Genomic DNA, 15,001 nt, shown 5'->3' with positions numbered 1-15,001 from the left:
GGGCCCAGAGCCCAGAGCGCGGCGCGTGCCGCACTGGGTCCCGGCCTGCGCCGGGATGACGACCGAGGTGAGCTATCACAACAGCACCACTCCCACTGCGACCGACCTCCCGCGCAGGAAGTCCGCGCGTGCCAGCACCGGCTTGCCCGCCCGTTGGAGTTTCAGGGGCCGGATCGCGCCCGATCCGCAGGCGATGGTGAAGTCATCATCGCGCACCGTTCCGGGCACGCCGCTCGCATCCACCACCTCGGCGAGCAACAGCTTCACGCGCTCCCCTTCGAGTTCGAACCAGGCACCGGGGAAGGGAGCAAGCCCGCGCACCTTGCGCTCGATCACCTCGGCGCTCTCAGCCCAGTCGATCTTCGCCTCGGCCTTGTCGATCTTGGGGGCATAGATCGCCGCCGCATCATCCTGCACCTCGGGCGGGAAGGCGGCGAGATCGGCCAGCACCTCCACCATCGCCGCTGCGCCTACATCGCCCAGTTCCGCAAACAGCTCGCCGGTCGTCTTGCGCCCGACCGGCACGGCGACCTTGTGTAGCATCGGGCCCGTGTCGAGCCCCGCCTCCATCTGCATGATCGTCACGCCCGTCTCGGCATCCCCCGCCAGCACCGCGCGGTGGATCGGCGCGGCTCCGCGCCAGCGCGGCAGGAGCGAAGCGTGGATGTTGAGGCAGCCATGCATCGGCGCATCAAGCACCGCCTGCGGCAGGATCAGGCCATAGGCTGCGACAACCGCCACATCGGCCCCAAGCGCGGCGAATTCCGCCTGCGCTTGGGCGTTCCGCAGCGACACCGGTGTGCGGACCGGCAGGCCCAGCTCTTCAGCGGCCTGCTGGACGGGCGAGGGCATCAGTTTCTTGCCCCGCCCCGCCGGTCGCGGCGGCTGGGTGTAAACGCACATAATGTCATGGCCCGCGGCATGCAGGGCGCGCAAGGCCGGGACAGCGAAATCCGGCGTTCCCATGAAGATGATGCGCATAAGCTTTGCCTGCGGCCTTTGTGAAGCGAGCCGTAGCCCCTATCTCTCCCCCCATGGCATCGCAAGAGATCGAAGCATTGGCCGGCGCGCTCGCCCGCCTGCCGGGGCTTGGCCCCCGCTCGGCGCGGCGTGCAGTGCTGTGGCTGGTCAAGAACCGCACCGCTGCGCTGCCGGCGCTGCTCGATGCGCTGGGCGAGGTGGCCGAGCGGCTGGTGGAATGCACCACCTGCGGCAATGTCGATACCTCCGATCCCTGCGGCATCTGCGCCGATCCGCGCCGCGATGCGCGGTCCTTGTGCGTGGTCGAGGATGTGGCCGATGTCTGGGCACTGGATCGTGCCCGGCTGTTTCCGGGGCGCTATCATGTGCTGGGCGGCAAGCTGTCGGCGCTTGATGGCATCGGGCCGGAGGATCTCAACATCGCCTCCCTGCTCGCCCGCGTGGCCGATGGCGCGGTCGATGAAGTGGTGCTGGCGATGAACGCGACGCTCGAAGGGCAGACCACCGCCCATTACCTTGCCGAACGGCTCGAAGGCCTGCCGCTGCGGGTGACGCAATTGGCGCATGGCCTGCCGGTGGGCGGGGAGCTGGATTACCTCGATGAAGGCACGCTGGCGCAGGCGCTGCGCGCGCGCCGTCCGGTGGGCTGATCTGCGCGTTGAATAAATCGCGCTCTGCGCCTACATAGCGGCGCATGGCTATCCGCGAAATCCTCGAAGTGCCGGACCCCCGGCTCAAGATCGTCTCGACTCCGGTTGAACCGCATGAGTTCAACGGCGATCTGCGCGCGCTCGTCGCAGACATGTTCGAGACGATGTATGATGCCCCCGGCATCGGGCTGGCTGCCATTCAGGTCGGCGTGCCCAAGCGGGTGCTGGTGATCGATCTCCAGCCGGAAGACCCGGACGCCGAGCCGATCGAATGCAACCATGATGGCCACAAGCACACCCACCCGGCCACCAAGAAAGAGCCGCGGGTGTTCATCAACCCGGTGATCCTCGATCCGGCGGCGGAGCTTTCGACCTATCAGGAAGGGTGCCTTTCGGTGCCCGAAATCTACGCCGATGTGGATCGTCCGGCGACTTGCACGGTGCGCTATCAGGATCTCGACGGCAACACCCACGAGGAACATCTTGAAGGGTTGATGGCGACCTGCCTCCAGCACGAGATGGACCACCTTGAAGGCATCCTCTTCATCGATCACCTCTCGCGGCTCAAGCGCGCGATGGCGCTGAAGAAGCTCAAGAAAATCCGGCAAGCGGCGTAGCTTGTCTTTCGGGCGCGCCTCCGCGCGCTCGTCCTCGCTATGCGAGCAGCAAAGCTGCGTCCGCTGCGGGCGGGCGGTCGCCCTTGCGGCGCTACGCGCCGATGTTTGTGCCAAGCGATCCTTCCTCGTCACCCCGGACGTGATCCGGGGCCCCGCTTTCTTGTTGGAAAGCACAAAGCGGGCCTAGCGTTCCCTATACGTTCCTTGTAGGTTGGTTAGATGGACCCTGCAATCCTTGCGATTCTCGCTCTCGTCATCGGTGCCGCGCTTGGCTGGTTTCTCGCCTCGCGGCCGCTCGCGGATTTGCGCACGCGGCTGGCGGCGGCGGAAAGCGCGGCGGCCGAACGCGATACCGAATTCAAGCGCGCCATTGCCGAGCTCGGCGAAGCGCAGGTTCAGGTGGCAGCTTTGGGTGAGCGTGCGGGCCGGGTCGATGCCTTGACCAGCCAGCTCGAAACCGCCCGCGAGGAAAATGCCCGCTTCCGGGCCGAGCGTGCCGGGTTCGAAGAACAGAAGCGTCTGCTTGAAGAATCGCGCGCCAACCTGCTCAAGGAATTCGAGAACACCGGCGCCAAGGTGCTGGGCGAAGCGCAGGAATTGCTGCTCAAGCGCGCGGAAGAGCGGCTGGGCCATTCGGAAAAGGCGAGCGAGGAAAGGCTCAAAGCGTTGCTTGCGCCCGTGGGTGAGCGGCTCAAATCCTATGAAGACCAGGTCAAGGCGCTTGAGGAAAAGCGCGTCGATGCCTTTGGTCAGCTCGCCGGCGTGATCGAGGAAATGCGCAAGGGGCAGGACGAAGTCCGGCGCGAGGCGCAGCGGCTCGGCAATTCGCTCACCAATGCCCCCAAGGCGCGCGGGCGCTGGGGGGAACAGGCGCTGCAAAACGTGCTCGAACAATGCGGGCTGGCCGAGCACACTGATTTCCATCTCGAGCAATCGATGGACACCGCCGATGGCCGGTTGCGGCCCGATGCGATCGTCAATGTGCCGGGTCAGAAGAAGCTGGTGATCGACGCCAAGGTGTCGCTCAATGCCTATCAGGCCGCGTTCGAGGCGGATGACGAGGGTGAGCGCAAACGCCACCTCGATCTTCACGCCAAATCGATGCGCAACCATGTCCAGACGCTGGGATCGAAAGGCTACCAGAGCCAATTCGCTGATGCGCCCGATTACGTCGTGATGTTCGTCCCGGGCGAGCATTTCGTCGCCGCCGCATTGGAACATGATCCCGAATTGTGGGACTTCGCCTTCCGCAACAAGGTGCTGCTGGCAACCCCCACGAACCTTGTGGCCATCGCGCGCACGGTCGCGCAGGTCTGGCGGCAGGACAAGATGGCCAATGAAGCGGCAGAAATCGGGCGGATGGGCGCGGAGCTTTATGATCGTCTCGCCACCGCCGCGGAACACCTCAAGCGCGTCGGCGGCGGGCTGGAAAGCGCGGTCAACAATTACAACAAGTTCGTCGGCAGCTTTGAACGCAATGTCCTGTCGTCCGGGCGCCGCTTGGCCGAAAAGGGGGTCGAGATCGGCAAGCGCGAGATCGAAGCGGTGCCACTAGTCGAAAGCGCCCCGCGTTACAATGCGGCTGATAGCGCTGCGGTGGAGGCCGCGCATCCAGCGCTCGAAGACCGCAAGGACGCCGCAGAGTAGCGTCAGGCCCGGTGTCCGGGTGGGGCTTTCCTACCGCGTGACCCGTTGTCAGAATCGGCGGGTTCTTTCGCATCGTTGGCTACCCCGCCGGAACCCGCAAGCGCCATTGTGACACGCTATCCCCTGTCCGTCCGGGGCGCTCCAATGAGAGCATGGCGCTGACTTTGCAGAAGAAAAATCGCCCATTTCAAAGCTGATGGGGTGTCCGCTTGGTCCGCTTCAGGCGCCCAGCGTCGCCAGCACTTCATAGGCGAGCACCGCGCCCGCAACAGCGGCGTTGAGCGAATCCGCGCGCCCGCGCATCGGCATCGTGACGCGCAGATCGCAGGCGGCTTCATAGGCTTCGGGCAGGCCTTGCGATTCGTTGCCCACCAGCACGAAGCACGGCGCGGCATAGGGCGCACCGCGATAGGGCACTGCCTTACGCAAGGACGCGGCAACCAACTGGCCCGGCCCGCTGCGCAGCCACGGCAGGAACGCCTCCCAGCGCGCCTGCGCCACCGGCACGGTGAAGATCGCGCCCATGCTGGCGCGCACCGCTTCGGCGCTGAAGGGATCGGCGCAATCATCAATCAGGATCAGCCCGCCTGCACCCACCGCATCGCCGGTGCGCAGCATTGTGCCGAGATTCCCGGGATCGCGCAGCGCCTGCGCCACCAGCCAGATCGGCGCGGCATTACGTTCCAAGCGGGCCAGGCCGGTGTCCCATTCATCGAACACCCCGGCCACGCTCTGCGCGTTTTCCTTGCCGGTGATCTTGGCCAGAATATCCGGCGTGGTGGTGATGATCTCGCCCCCGGCCTCGGAGACCGCATCCACCAATCGCGCGAGCACGGCGTGCCCCGTCGCCGCGCGCTCATTGCTTTCGGCCATCACCAGCATTTGCGGGATACGGCCCACACTGCGCGCGTCTTCGAGCAGCCGCAGCCCCTCGACCAGAAACTGCCCCGCGCGCTTGCGGTTTTTCTTGTCGCGCAGCGCGCGCAGATATTTCACCGTCGGATTGGAGAAGCCGGTGATGTGCTTGGGCACGGGGGCGAGATCAGGTGCGGGCATAGAGCGGTGTTTGCGGGACGGATGCCCGCATCAATCCTCGCCGAAACCGGCTTCGATCAGCCCGCACAGATCGGCAAGGACAGCCTCGGCATTGTCACCCGCCACGGCCACTTCGACGACATCGCCCTTGGCCGCGCCCAGCATCATCAGCCCAAGGATCGAGCCGCCAGCCGCGCTGTTCGGGGTCTTGGACACGGTCACGCTTACGCCTTCGGGAAGGCTCGCGACCGCGCCGACGAATTTCGCGCTGGCGCGGGCATGGAGGCCCCGCCGGTTGACAATGGTCACGCTGCGCCGCGCTTCCCCCATGGCTCCGCCCCCTCAGGCCTTGGCGGTGGCAGCGCCCGCGCTCTGCCCCAGCAATTCGCTCGCCACGGTGATGTAATTGCGCCCCGCTGTTGCAGCAGCGGCCACCGCTGCCGTCACATCCATCGCCTTGCGCGCCCCGGCGAGGCGGATCAGCATCGGCAGGTTGATTCCCGCGATCACCTCGACTCGCCCGGAATCGAGCAGCGAAATCGCAAGGTTCGAAGGCGTGCCGCCGAACAGATCGGTGAGGATGATCACGCCGCTGCCGCTGTCGACCACCCGGATCGCCTTGGCGATTTCCGAGCGGCGCTGCTCCATATCATCATTAGGGCCGATGCAGATCGTCGCTACCGCGGGCTGCGGGCCAACAACATGTTCCATTGCTTCGACAAATTGGTCGGCAAGGCGGCCATGGGTTACAAGGATCAAACCGATCATGCGGAGAAAAGCATCCGTGCTGCGACTACCCGAAGGCAGCGATGGAATGAGAGGGGTGAGGGGGCACGTCCGTCATCGGCGCCTGTCCTGTTCGATTTCTTCGGCCGCGCGGCTACCCAGATTGCGATGGCGGACAGTGGGCGAAAATCCTGCGTCGCGCAAGTGTCGCGCCATGTGCTCGGCGGTGTAAACCGAACGATGCCGCCCGCCAGTGCAGCCGAAGGCGACATGGACATAGGGCTTCCCCTGGGCCTGATAGCGCGGCAGCAACAGCAGCAGGAGATCGCGAATCCGGGTGAAGGCTTCGGCAAAGGCGGGGTCGCGCTCGATATGCGCGCCCACCGCCGGGTCCTGCCCGGTCTGTGCGCGCAATTCCGGCACCCAGTGCGGGTTGTCGAGAAAGCGCATGTCGAACACCAGATCGGCGAGCGGTGGCATCCCGCGGGCAAAGCCGAAGCTCGACAGGGTCAGCGTGAGCGGCACCGCGCCGTCCGCGCCGCCCTCCTCCTCGGGAGAAGAGGCAGCGGCGAACATCCCGCGCACATGATCCTGCAAATCCTTGGCCGTGAGCGCCGTGGTGTCGATTACGATCTCGGCCCAGCGCCGCAGCGGTTCGAGCAACTCGCGTTCGGCAGCAATGCCTTCCATCACGGGGCGATCCTGCGCCATCGGATGGCGGCGGCGGGTTTCGTTGTAGCGCCGTTCCAGTTCATGGCTGGCGCAGTCCATGAAGATGAAGGAGACCGCCAGATCGCTGCGCCCGGCAATGTCCTCGGCCAGCGCCATGATCTCGGCCGGGACAAAGCCGCGGGTGCGGGTGTCGAAGCCGATCGCCAGCGGGCCGCGCTGTTCGCCGGGGGCGCGCTCGCCGGTTTCGGTCGCCACCAGCCGCTTGAGCAGACGCACGGGAACATTGTCGATCGCCTCCCAGCCGAGATCCTCAAGCGCATCAAGCACGGTCGATTTGCCCGCACCGGCGAGCCCGGTGACAAGCAAGAGGCGTTGCGGAGCAGGAGCGGGCGAGACGGTGGTCATGGCTGCGGTGGTGGCCTTGGCTGGGCGCGGCAAGAGCGCGCTTATGCGGGATCGTGGGCCGGGCTGGCAAGCCCATGGATCGCCAGCGCCCATGCGGCGCGTGGCGCGGGGGCGATGGTGCCCGGATCGAAGGCGAGCACCGGAATGCTGACCCCGAGGATCGCGCGCGTCGCTACCTGTTCGGGCAGGCGCGGCCCGTGCGCCTCACCCAGCGCGAGGATCAGCGCGAGGGGCGCAGGCTCGGCCAGCGGCAGGCGCACAATCCCGATTCCGCGCAGTTCAAGCAGGCCGGCAATGTTGGGCGGCGGGAGGACGATCACGTGCTCGCCGGCGCGGCGCAGCGTCACGGCATCATCGCCGATCAGTCCGGCCCCGCGATCCAGCAGTGCGAGCGCGAGCGAGGTCTTGCCGCTGCCGGGTGGTCCTTCGATCATGAGCGCGCGCCCCGCGATCACGACGCAGCTCGCCTGCACGACCTGTTCCTCGGCCATGATCAGGCAACCGGGAGCTTGAGGCGCAGACACGCGCCCGGCGCGCCATCAGGGCGGTCTTCCACGGTGAGCGTGCCATCATGGGCTTCGGCAATGGTGCGCGCAATCGCGAGGCCGAGCCCGGAGTGATTGCCGAAGCTTTCCCCGTCAGGCCGGTCGGAATGGAACCGGCGGAACACTTTTTCGCGCGCTTCGGCGGGGATACCGGGGCCGCTGTCGATCACATCAAGGCTGACCCAGCGCCCATCATTATCAATCCGCACTTCGATGGGTGCATCGGGCGGCGAAAAGGACACCGCATTATCGAGCAGGTTTTCGACCACCCGTTCAAGCCGCATCGGCACGCCTGCCACATTGGCGGCGAAGCCTTGCGTGGTGAGATGGATCGGGTGGCCTTCATTGAGCGCGCGATCTTCGCGCCCGCCGATGATGGCGCGCACCAGATCGGCCAGATCGAGCCGTTCCAGCGTCGCGCGCGACATTTCGGCATCGATCCGGCTGGCATCCGAGATTTCCGAGACCAGCCGATCAATCCGCCGGACATCGTGGGTTGCAATCTGGATCAACTCGGCGCGCAGTTCGGGATCTTCGACACGCGGCAGCGCTTCGATCGCGCCGCGCAAGGACGCGAGCGGGTTCTTGATCTCATGCGCCACATCAGCGGCAAAGCTGTCGACCGCATCGATCCGCTGGCGCAGCGCCGCTGTCATGTCCGAGACGGTGCGGGCGAGCACACCGATCTCATCGCTGCGCTGCGGCAGACGCGGGACTTCGACGGCACGCTCGCGCCCCTGCCGCACCTTCACTGCCGCGCTGGTCAATTGTTGCAATGGGGTCACGATGGTGCGCGCGAGAAACAGCGAGAGAGCGACAGATGCCGCCAGCACCAATGTCACCGCAAAGCCGAGCGTGGTGCGCGCCGAGCGCACTGACTGCGTGATGTCGACTGCGTTGCGCACCGTCAGCAAGGTCGCGCCTTGCAGGCCAACCGGGGCGGCGGCGGTAATCACCGGGGTGCCATCGCTCCAGTCGTAAAGCCGCACCTGCGACAATCCCAGCTCGCGTGCACGGGCCAGTTCGGGCCAGGCATCGGCTTCCTGGGCTTCGGGCTCGCGGTAGTCAGTGATCGGTTCAGCCGCGACGATGGTGTCCACCGTGCGATCAAGCCAGCGCGCAAAGCGCTGCTCCCAATCGTCATCCGCGATGTTGTTGAACTGGAACGCGGGTTCGGCAAGGGCAAAGCTGTCGGCGGTGAGCCGGCCCTCGGGATCGAACAGCCGCAGGCGCATGCGCTGCTCCTTGCCGATCTGCACCAGCAGCGCTTCCTGCCGTTCGCGCGTCGCGCCTGCGAGCGCCTCGGCGGTGATCTGGGCTTCGATACGCGCCAGCTTGAAGCGTTCGTCGACAAGCTGCGTGCGGTAGCCGTCGAGGTAGAACAAGCCGCCACCGAGCAGCGCCAGCGGCATGATGTTCACCACAAGGATGCGCGCCGTGAGCGCAAAGCGCCCGCGCGCCAGCCAGCGCCCGGCCAATCCGCGTGGAGTGCCCGCGTCAGGCATCGTTGAAGCTGTAGCCTGCCCCGTACAGCGTCTCGATCGCGCCGAATTGCGGATCGACGCTGCGGAACTTCCGCCGCATCCGCTTGATATGGCTGTCGACGGTGCGATCATCGACAAAGACATCATCGGGATAGGCCGCATCCATCAACTGGTTGCGGCTCTTGATGACGCCGGGGCGGATGGCGAGCGCTTCGAGGATCAGAAATTCGGTGACGGTCAGGCTGACATTGCGCCCGTCCCAGGTGACAGTGTGCCGCGCCGGATCCATGAACAGGCGCCCTTGTCGGATCATTGGCCCGATCGGCATGGGCGGCTCGTCGCCCGCGCTGGTTTCACGCGGGGGTTCGGCACGGCGCAGGATGGCGCGGATTCGCGCAATGAGCAGGCGCAGGCTGAACGGCTTGGCGATGTAATCATCCGCGCCGAGCTCAAGCCCCATTTCCTCGTCGTTCTCATCATCCTTGCTGGTCAGGAAAATCACCGGCAGCGCGGAATGTTCGCGCACCCGTGCGAGCAGTTCCAGCCCATCCATCTTCGGCATCTTGATGTCGAACACCGCAAGATCAGGCGGGTTTTCGAGCAAGGCCTTGAGCGCGGTTTCGCCATCGGAATAAAGCCGCGTCGCAAAGCCTTCGGATTTGAGCGCGATCGAGACCGTGGTGAGGATATTGCGATCATCATCCACGAGCGCGATCTGATAGGCGCGCGCGGCCTCGGCAGGGTTGGCCTCGCCGGAGGTGGGATCGTGCGCGGCGCCTGATGGCATCGGGGGTTCCTTTGTCTCGCAACCGGTTGGCCTGTGCCGAAGCCTAGCCGCAAGCGGCCTTGCAGACAATTGATTGCAGCGCATGATTCCTGCGCGGCGTCAAAGCGCTTCGGCGAGGTTGCAAAACGCGCTGCCGCACATGCGTTTTGGGTGGTTTGACGCCGCGGCAGCGGCATTCTATGGCGCGAGGCCGAGGGGTGAATCAGCGGCGCATCTCAGGTAATCTGCCCATGGCTGCATAGGTATGCAATGCGCTATGTGGAGGGCAGGACCGGCGAGATGAGGCCTCTGATGTGCCCTCCCGCCTTGCCGCCCTGCCATCAGGCTCAGGAGACACGACTTTGACCGCTCTTGCTCACCCGCTCGCCGCCCAGAACCTCAAGACCGGCGCGTTCATCCATGCCAATCTCGGCACTGCCGCTCTGGTCGAGCACGCGCTCAAGAAGGGTGAGGGCAAGCTGACCAAGCATGGTGCGCTGCTCGTCGACACCGGCCGCTTCACCGGCCGCAGCGTCAAGGACAAGTATGTGGTCCGCGATGCCGAGACCGAGAACAGCATCAACTGGGGCCCGATCAACCAGCCGATGAGCGAAGCGCACTTCGCCAATCTCAAGGCCGATTTCCTCAAGGAACTCGAAGGGCAGAGCGAACTCTATGTCGCCGATCTGTTTGGCGGCTCGCAGCCGGAATACCGCGTCGACGTGCGCGTCATCAACCAGCTGGCGTGGCACAACCTGTTCATCCGCACCCTGCTGGTCCGCCCCACCGCGGAAGAACTGGCGGATTTCGTCCCCGAATACACCATCATCAACCTGCCGAGCTTCAAGGCGAACCCCGAACGCCACGGCTGCCGCAGCGACACGGTGATCGCGGTGAGCTTCACCGAGAAGCTGATCCTGATCGGCAACACCGAATATTCGGGCGAGATGAAGAAGGGCGTGTTCGGCCTCCTGAACTATCTCCTGCCCGCGCAGGGCGTGATGCCGATGCACTGCTCGGCCAACATCGGCGCTGACGGCAAGAGTGCGATCTTCTTCGGCCTGTCGGGCACCGGCAAGACCACGCTTTCGGCTGACGCCAGCCGCACCCTGATCGGCGATGACGAGCACGGCTGGTCGGATACGGCGGTCTTCAACTTCGAAGGCGGCTGCTACGCGAAGATGATCAACCTTTCGGCCGAGGGCGAGCCGGAGATCTACGCGACGACCAAGATGTTCGGCACGATCCTCGAAAACGTGGCGATGGATGAAGACACCCGCGAGCTCGACTTCACCGATGCGAGCAAGACCGAGAACACCCGCGGCGCCTATCCGATCGAATCGATCCCGAACACGAGCGAGAAGAACCTCGGCCCGGCGCCGTCGAACGTGATCATGCTCACCGCAGATGCTTTCGGCGTGCTGCCCCCGATCGCGCGGCTGACCGCGGATCAGGCAATGTATTACTTCCTCAGCGGCTACACCGCCAAGGTCGCGGGCACCGAAATCGGCGTGACCGAGCCGGAGGCGACCTTCTCCACCTGCTTCGGCGCTGCCTTCATGCCGCGTCACCCGAGCGTCTATGGCAACCTCCTCAAGGAGCGGATCGCCAAGGGCAATGTGCAGTGCTGGCTGGTCAACACCGGCTGGACCGGCGGCAAGTATGGCACCGGCAGCCGGATGCCGATCAAGGCGACCCGCGCGCTGCTCAACGCCGTGCTCGATGGCGACATGGACAATGTCGAGTTCCGCAAGGACCCCAATTTCGGCTTTGACGTGCCGGTGCATGTGCCGGTGCTGGCCGCAGCCGGGATCGATCAGACCATCCTCGATCCGCGCAGCACCTGGGCTGACGCCGCCGAGTATGACGCGACCGCCAAGAAGCTGGTGCAGCTGTTCATCGACAACTTCGCCCAGTTCGAAGCCCATGTCGATGAAGGCGTGCGCAACGCCGCCCCGGCGCCTGTCGCCGCCTGAAGTTCTGGCCTCGCGCGCCATCATGGCGTAACCTTGGTGGCGGAGTGTAAGGCTCCATCACCGAGGGAGAGGTGCGATGAGCATTTTTGACGGTATCCTGAAAAGCATCGGCGGCGCGCCCGATGATGTCACCAACCTGGCCAAGCAGGTCGGGCTTGATCCGGCCATGGTTGAGCAGGCGATTGCGGCGCTTGGTCGCACCCATCAGCTTGATGGCGACACGGTGACGCTGGCGGCGGAAAAGACTGGCCTCAGCCCCGATATCCTTCAGCAGATTGTCGGCGCGATTGGCGGTGAAGGATCGCTCAGCAATTTTGCCACGATCCTTGACCGCGATGGCGACGGCAACCCGCTCGACGATATCATGGGCATGGCCAAGGGGCTGTTCGGCAAAAGCTGATTCGGGTGCTGTTCAGGCTTCGTAACGGTTTCCTTGCAGTTGGAGACAGTTGAGACACTGTCTAAGACAGAAAAATCCCCCTTGCGTGTGGCCGCAAGCGGGGGCGGGATGCCTGTATCGGGGATTGTCCGGGCGTGCATATCGCGGGCGAGGCTAGCCTACCCGGTCGCGGTAGGAAATTGCTTTCCCCCAGCGGCCAAGCCCGCGCGGGCGCGAGCGGAGTGGCAACTACCCCTTTGCGCCTGCGATGTAACGGCTGACGGTGTTGGCCATCACATCGAGCGGCGCATTGCCGCCGAGCACCACGGCGGTGTTGAAAGCGCGCATATCGTAAGCCGATCCCAGCGCGGATTGCGCCCGCGCCCGCTGGCGCACGATTTCGGTGTGGCCGATCTTGTAGCCGCAGGCCTGCCCCGGCCAGCTACAATAGCGATCCACCTCGGAGGCGACTTCATCGACCTTTGAGCCGTTTTCCTCGACAAAGAACCGCCGCCCTTCCTCACGCGTCCAGCGCTTGTGATGCAGGCCGGTGTCCACCACCAGGCGGCAGGCGCGAAACGCGAGGCTTTGCAGATACCCGAGCCGCCCGACCTTGAATTCATCATAGGCGCCCAGTTCATCGGCAAGCTGTTCGGCATAAAGCGCCCAGCCTTCGGAAAAGGCGTTGAAAGCAAGGATCGACCGGATCAGCGGCAGGCGGTTCGAGAACTCGCCTTCCCACACGTGGCCGGGGATGCTTTCATGGAAGGTGAGATCCGCCAGATCATATTTGCGGTGCAGATCGGTGGTGCGCAGGTTGATCCACATCCGCCCCGGAATGCTGCCATCCTTGCTGCCCGCTCCGCCATAAGCCCCCGGCGCGCCCGGCTCTTCGGCCAGCGGCAGGCGGCGCACTTCGAGCGGCGGGTTGACGAGCTGGGTGAAGGCCCGCGGCATCTGCGCCTTGATCCACGCAATCCGGTCTTCGATGAAGGCGACGATTTCCTTTCGGCCCGGATCGCCCGGCGTGAATTTATAGGCGGGATCATCGGCCAGTGCGCGCATCCGCGCACCGACACTGCCCTGAGTGTAGCCGAGTTCCTTCAGGATCACGTCCATCCGGCTGTGCAATTCCGCCAGTTCGGCCCGGCCCTGTTCGTGGATGTCGTCGGGTGAGAGCGTGGTCGTGGTCGAGGCGCTGACGGCCCAGGCGTAATATTCCTCGCCGCGCGGCTGGGCCCACATGCCCGCGTTGCTGGTTGCGCGGCGGCGCTGGGTCTTGATCTCTTCAAGCTGCGCGGCGAGCGCGGGCTGGATCCCTTCGGCGATGATCGTCCGCACCGTGCGCAAGGCGCGTTCATTCTGGCTGAACGGCGATGCGGCGAGCGGCCCGGCATAGCTGTCCTCGGCCCCTTTGATCGCGGCTTCCATCTGGGCGATCGTCTTGTCGAGCAGGAAATCGGGCGGCACCAGCCCCATACCCCGGTTCTGGCGCAGTAGATCGGTTTCGGCAGCGAGGATGGCCGGGATCTCGCTCACCCGCGCGACATAATGCACCACATCATCCGCGGCGCGCAGCGGTTGGGTCGATCCGAAAAAGCGCGGGTAATCAATATAGCCGCCGACATTCTGGATCACCATGTAAGGAGCATTGCGCCAACTGCCGACAGCGACCGAACCATAGGGCAGCGCCATCCCGTCGAGCGCCTTGGCAAAGGCGCTTTCGACAACTTCAAAGCCGATCACCTGATCGGGAGTGAGGCCTGCGCGCGGATAGGCCCGCGCCTCGGCGAGCAGTTCCTTGAGCGTGGCGGCGTATTTTGCCTCGCCGGCCTCGCCCGGTTCGCCGAAAGTGCCGCGCCACGCGGCATATTCGCCGACATCGACGCCCAGTCCGGTCGCGCGCCCCGGTTCGTGGGCGAGCATGCGGTAAGCGATCCGTTCGAGCGCGGCATCCGCAGCATGGCTGGTGGCAGACGCGCTGGCTGGCGGTGCACTTGTCGCGCAGGCGGGCAGCAGGGCGAGGGCGGAAGCGCCACCAAGGCCCGCAAGGGTCTGGCGGCGGGTGACATCAGCGAAAGGCTCTCTCATGGTGCCAAGGTGTGACGCTGGCCTTGGCCCAAGTCAATTCGCGCCTGTGCACGGCGCGCAGCTACGCTATAGGCGCAGGCGTTATGTCTGATTTCGTTCTTTCGCTCGTGATGTTGACGGCGCTGCTGCTGGTGGCAGGCGCGTTTTTCTCTTGGCGGCGCAGCGGCGCGGTGAAACAGCCCGCGCTGATGGTGCTGCTTGCGGTGATCGCCATCATCAATGTGCTGATCTGGACCATCCCGACGAAGGACGGCCGCGCTCCGCTGGAAGCGATCAAGGCACAGCAGGACGGTTGATCAAGGCTGTCTCAGGTCGTGAACGGCCCGCCGCAGGACGGCGCATCGCTTATTTGATCGGGCAATCCGGCGACAGGCGGAAGTCGAGGTAATTGTCGACCGACGCCATCAGCTCTTCAAGCTCGTTCTCGAAGAAGTGGTTGGCGCGCGGGATTTCCTCGTGGTGGATCGTGATGTGCTTCTGGGTGCGCAGCTTGTCGACCAGCTTCTGCACCGCATTGGGCTGCACCACGGTATCCGCCGCCCCCTGCACGAACAGCCCGCTGGCAGGGCAGGGCGCAAGGAAGCTGAAATCATACATGTTGGCAGGCGGCGCCACCGAGATGAAACCGCGCACTTCGGGGCGGCGCATCAGCAATTGCATCCCGATCAGCGCGCCAAAGCTGTAGCCGGCAATCCAGGTGCTTTGCGCTTCGGGGTGGATCGATTGCACCCAGTCGAGCGCGCTTGCCGCATCGGAAAGCTCACCCACGCCGGAATCGAAGCTGCCTTGCGAACGGCCGACACCGCGGAAATTGAACCGCAAGGTGGCAAAGCCGCGATCGGCAAAGGTCTTGTAGAGCCGCTGCACGATCCGATCATTCATCGTCCCGCCGCCTTCTGGGTGCGGGTGCAGGATCATCGCCACCGGCGCACGCGGGCGCGGGGGCGGGGAGAAACGGCCTTCAAGACGGCCTTCCGGGCCGGGAAAGATGACGGAGGGCATCAGAAACCTTTGCAAAATGACGGAT

At 65.0% G+C, this 15,001-nt stretch carries 16 protein-coding genes; 6 read left to right on the top strand and 10 right to left on the bottom strand.

What is annotated here, in order from left to right; genetic code table 11:
• Positions 1-75 precede the first annotated feature (75 nt).
• Positions 76-981 carry a methionyl-tRNA formyltransferase gene (fmt, locus tag SOQ14_RS00330; protein WP_322895686.1) on the bottom strand — a complete coding sequence of 302 codons (906 nt, stop codon included), beginning with the start codon at positions 979-981 and terminating at the stop codon, positions 76-78.
• Between the two features lie 53 nt (positions 982-1,034).
• On the opposite strand from fmt, the gene recR reads away from it, so the two are divergent.
• The 3 genes from recR (at position 1,035) to SOQ14_RS00315 (ending at position 3,895) form a co-directional block, all read left to right on the top strand.
• Complete coding sequence (gene recR, locus SOQ14_RS00325) at positions 1,035-1,631, top strand: recombination mediator RecR (protein ID WP_322895684.1); 597 nt, start codon at positions 1,035-1,037, stop codon at positions 1,629-1,631.
• 44 nt (positions 1,632-1,675) lie between these two features.
• Positions 1,676-2,248, top strand: coding sequence for a peptide deformylase (locus SOQ14_RS00320; RefSeq protein WP_322895683.1), 573 nt, complete (start codon positions 1,676-1,678; stop codon positions 2,246-2,248).
• Between the two features lie 219 nt (positions 2,249-2,467).
• Positions 2,468-3,895, top strand: coding sequence for a DNA recombination protein RmuC (locus tag SOQ14_RS00315; RefSeq protein ID WP_322895681.1), 1,428 nt, complete (start codon positions 2,468-2,470; stop codon positions 3,893-3,895).
• 219 nt (positions 3,896-4,114) lie between these two features.
• On the opposite strand, the gene SOQ14_RS00310 is transcribed toward SOQ14_RS00315, so the two are convergent.
• The 7 genes from SOQ14_RS00310 to SOQ14_RS00280 all read right to left on the bottom strand — a co-directional run bounded on the left by SOQ14_RS00310 (position 4,115) and on the right by SOQ14_RS00280 (position 9,549).
• Entirely contained in the window at positions 4,115-4,951 is an 837-nt protein-coding gene (locus SOQ14_RS00310; protein ID WP_322895677.1) for a TrmH family RNA methyltransferase, read from the bottom strand.
• Positions 4,952-4,981: 30 nt separating this feature from the next.
• Positions 4,982-5,260, bottom strand: coding sequence for an HPr family phosphocarrier protein (locus tag SOQ14_RS00305; RefSeq protein ID WP_322895675.1), 279 nt, complete (start codon positions 5,258-5,260; stop codon positions 4,982-4,984).
• Between the two features lie 12 nt (positions 5,261-5,272).
• Positions 5,273-5,698, bottom strand: coding sequence for a PTS sugar transporter subunit IIA (locus tag SOQ14_RS00300; RefSeq protein ID WP_322895673.1), 426 nt, complete (start codon positions 5,696-5,698; stop codon positions 5,273-5,275).
• 72 nt (positions 5,699-5,770) lie between these two features.
• Complete coding sequence (rapZ, locus tag SOQ14_RS00295) at positions 5,771-6,733, bottom strand: RNase adapter RapZ (RefSeq protein ID WP_322895768.1); 963 nt, start codon at positions 6,731-6,733, stop codon at positions 5,771-5,773.
• Positions 6,734-6,774: 41 nt separating this feature from the next.
• Positions 6,775-7,257 (bottom strand): HPr kinase/phosphorylase, encoded by a 483-nt coding sequence (locus tag SOQ14_RS00290; protein WP_322895671.1) that lies wholly within the window; start codon positions 7,255-7,257, stop codon positions 6,775-6,777.
• On the bottom strand, positions 7,227-8,783 hold the full coding sequence (locus tag SOQ14_RS00285) for a sensor histidine kinase (protein ID WP_322895669.1): 1,557 nt from the start codon (positions 8,781-8,783) through the stop codon (positions 7,227-7,229). Before SOQ14_RS00285 ends, SOQ14_RS00290 begins: the two co-directional genes overlap by 31 nt.
• Entirely contained in the window at positions 8,776-9,549 is a 774-nt protein-coding gene (locus tag SOQ14_RS00280; RefSeq protein WP_322895667.1) for a response regulator transcription factor, read from the bottom strand. Before SOQ14_RS00280 ends, SOQ14_RS00285 begins: the two co-directional genes overlap by 8 nt.
• 341 nt (positions 9,550-9,890) lie before the next feature.
• On the opposite strand from SOQ14_RS00280, the gene SOQ14_RS00275 reads away from it, so the two are divergent.
• Together SOQ14_RS00275 and SOQ14_RS00270 are read left to right on the top strand one after the other, a co-directional pair.
• Positions 9,891-11,504 (top strand): phosphoenolpyruvate carboxykinase, encoded by a 1,614-nt coding sequence (locus tag SOQ14_RS00275; RefSeq protein WP_322895665.1) that lies wholly within the window; start codon positions 9,891-9,893, stop codon positions 11,502-11,504.
• A 76-nt stretch (positions 11,505-11,580) separates the two neighbouring features.
• Positions 11,581-11,904: a hypothetical protein gene (locus tag SOQ14_RS00270; RefSeq protein ID WP_322895663.1), complete on the top strand. Its 324-nt coding sequence runs from the start codon at positions 11,581-11,583 to the stop codon at positions 11,902-11,904.
• Positions 11,905-12,132: 228 nt separating this feature from the next.
• Here SOQ14_RS00270 and SOQ14_RS00265 read toward each other — a convergent pair whose 3' ends face one another.
• Positions 12,133-13,974 carry a DUF885 domain-containing protein gene (locus tag SOQ14_RS00265; RefSeq protein WP_322895661.1) on the bottom strand — a complete coding sequence of 614 codons (1,842 nt, stop codon included), beginning with the start codon at positions 13,972-13,974 and terminating at the stop codon, positions 12,133-12,135.
• An 11-nt stretch (positions 13,975-13,985) separates the two neighbouring features.
• Here SOQ14_RS00265 and SOQ14_RS00260 point away from each other — a divergent pair, with 11 nt between their 5' ends.
• Entirely contained in the window at positions 13,986-14,270 is a 285-nt protein-coding gene (locus SOQ14_RS00260; RefSeq protein ID WP_322895659.1) for a hypothetical protein, read from the top strand.
• 49 nt (positions 14,271-14,319) lie between these two features.
• Here SOQ14_RS00260 and SOQ14_RS00255 read toward each other — a convergent pair whose 3' ends face one another.
• On the bottom strand, positions 14,320-14,976 hold the full coding sequence (locus tag SOQ14_RS00255) for an alpha/beta hydrolase (RefSeq protein WP_322895657.1): 657 nt from the start codon (positions 14,974-14,976) through the stop codon (positions 14,320-14,322).
• Positions 14,977-15,001 lie beyond the last annotated feature (25 nt).

It is taken from the genome of Erythrobacter epiphyticus (genome assembly GCF_034653295.1).
Taxonomy (GTDB): Bacteria; Pseudomonadota; Alphaproteobacteria; order Sphingomonadales; family Sphingomonadaceae; genus Erythrobacter.
The sequence above is the reverse complement of the archived record's forward strand: the minus strand, read 5'-3'. Positions and strand labels throughout refer to the sequence as shown.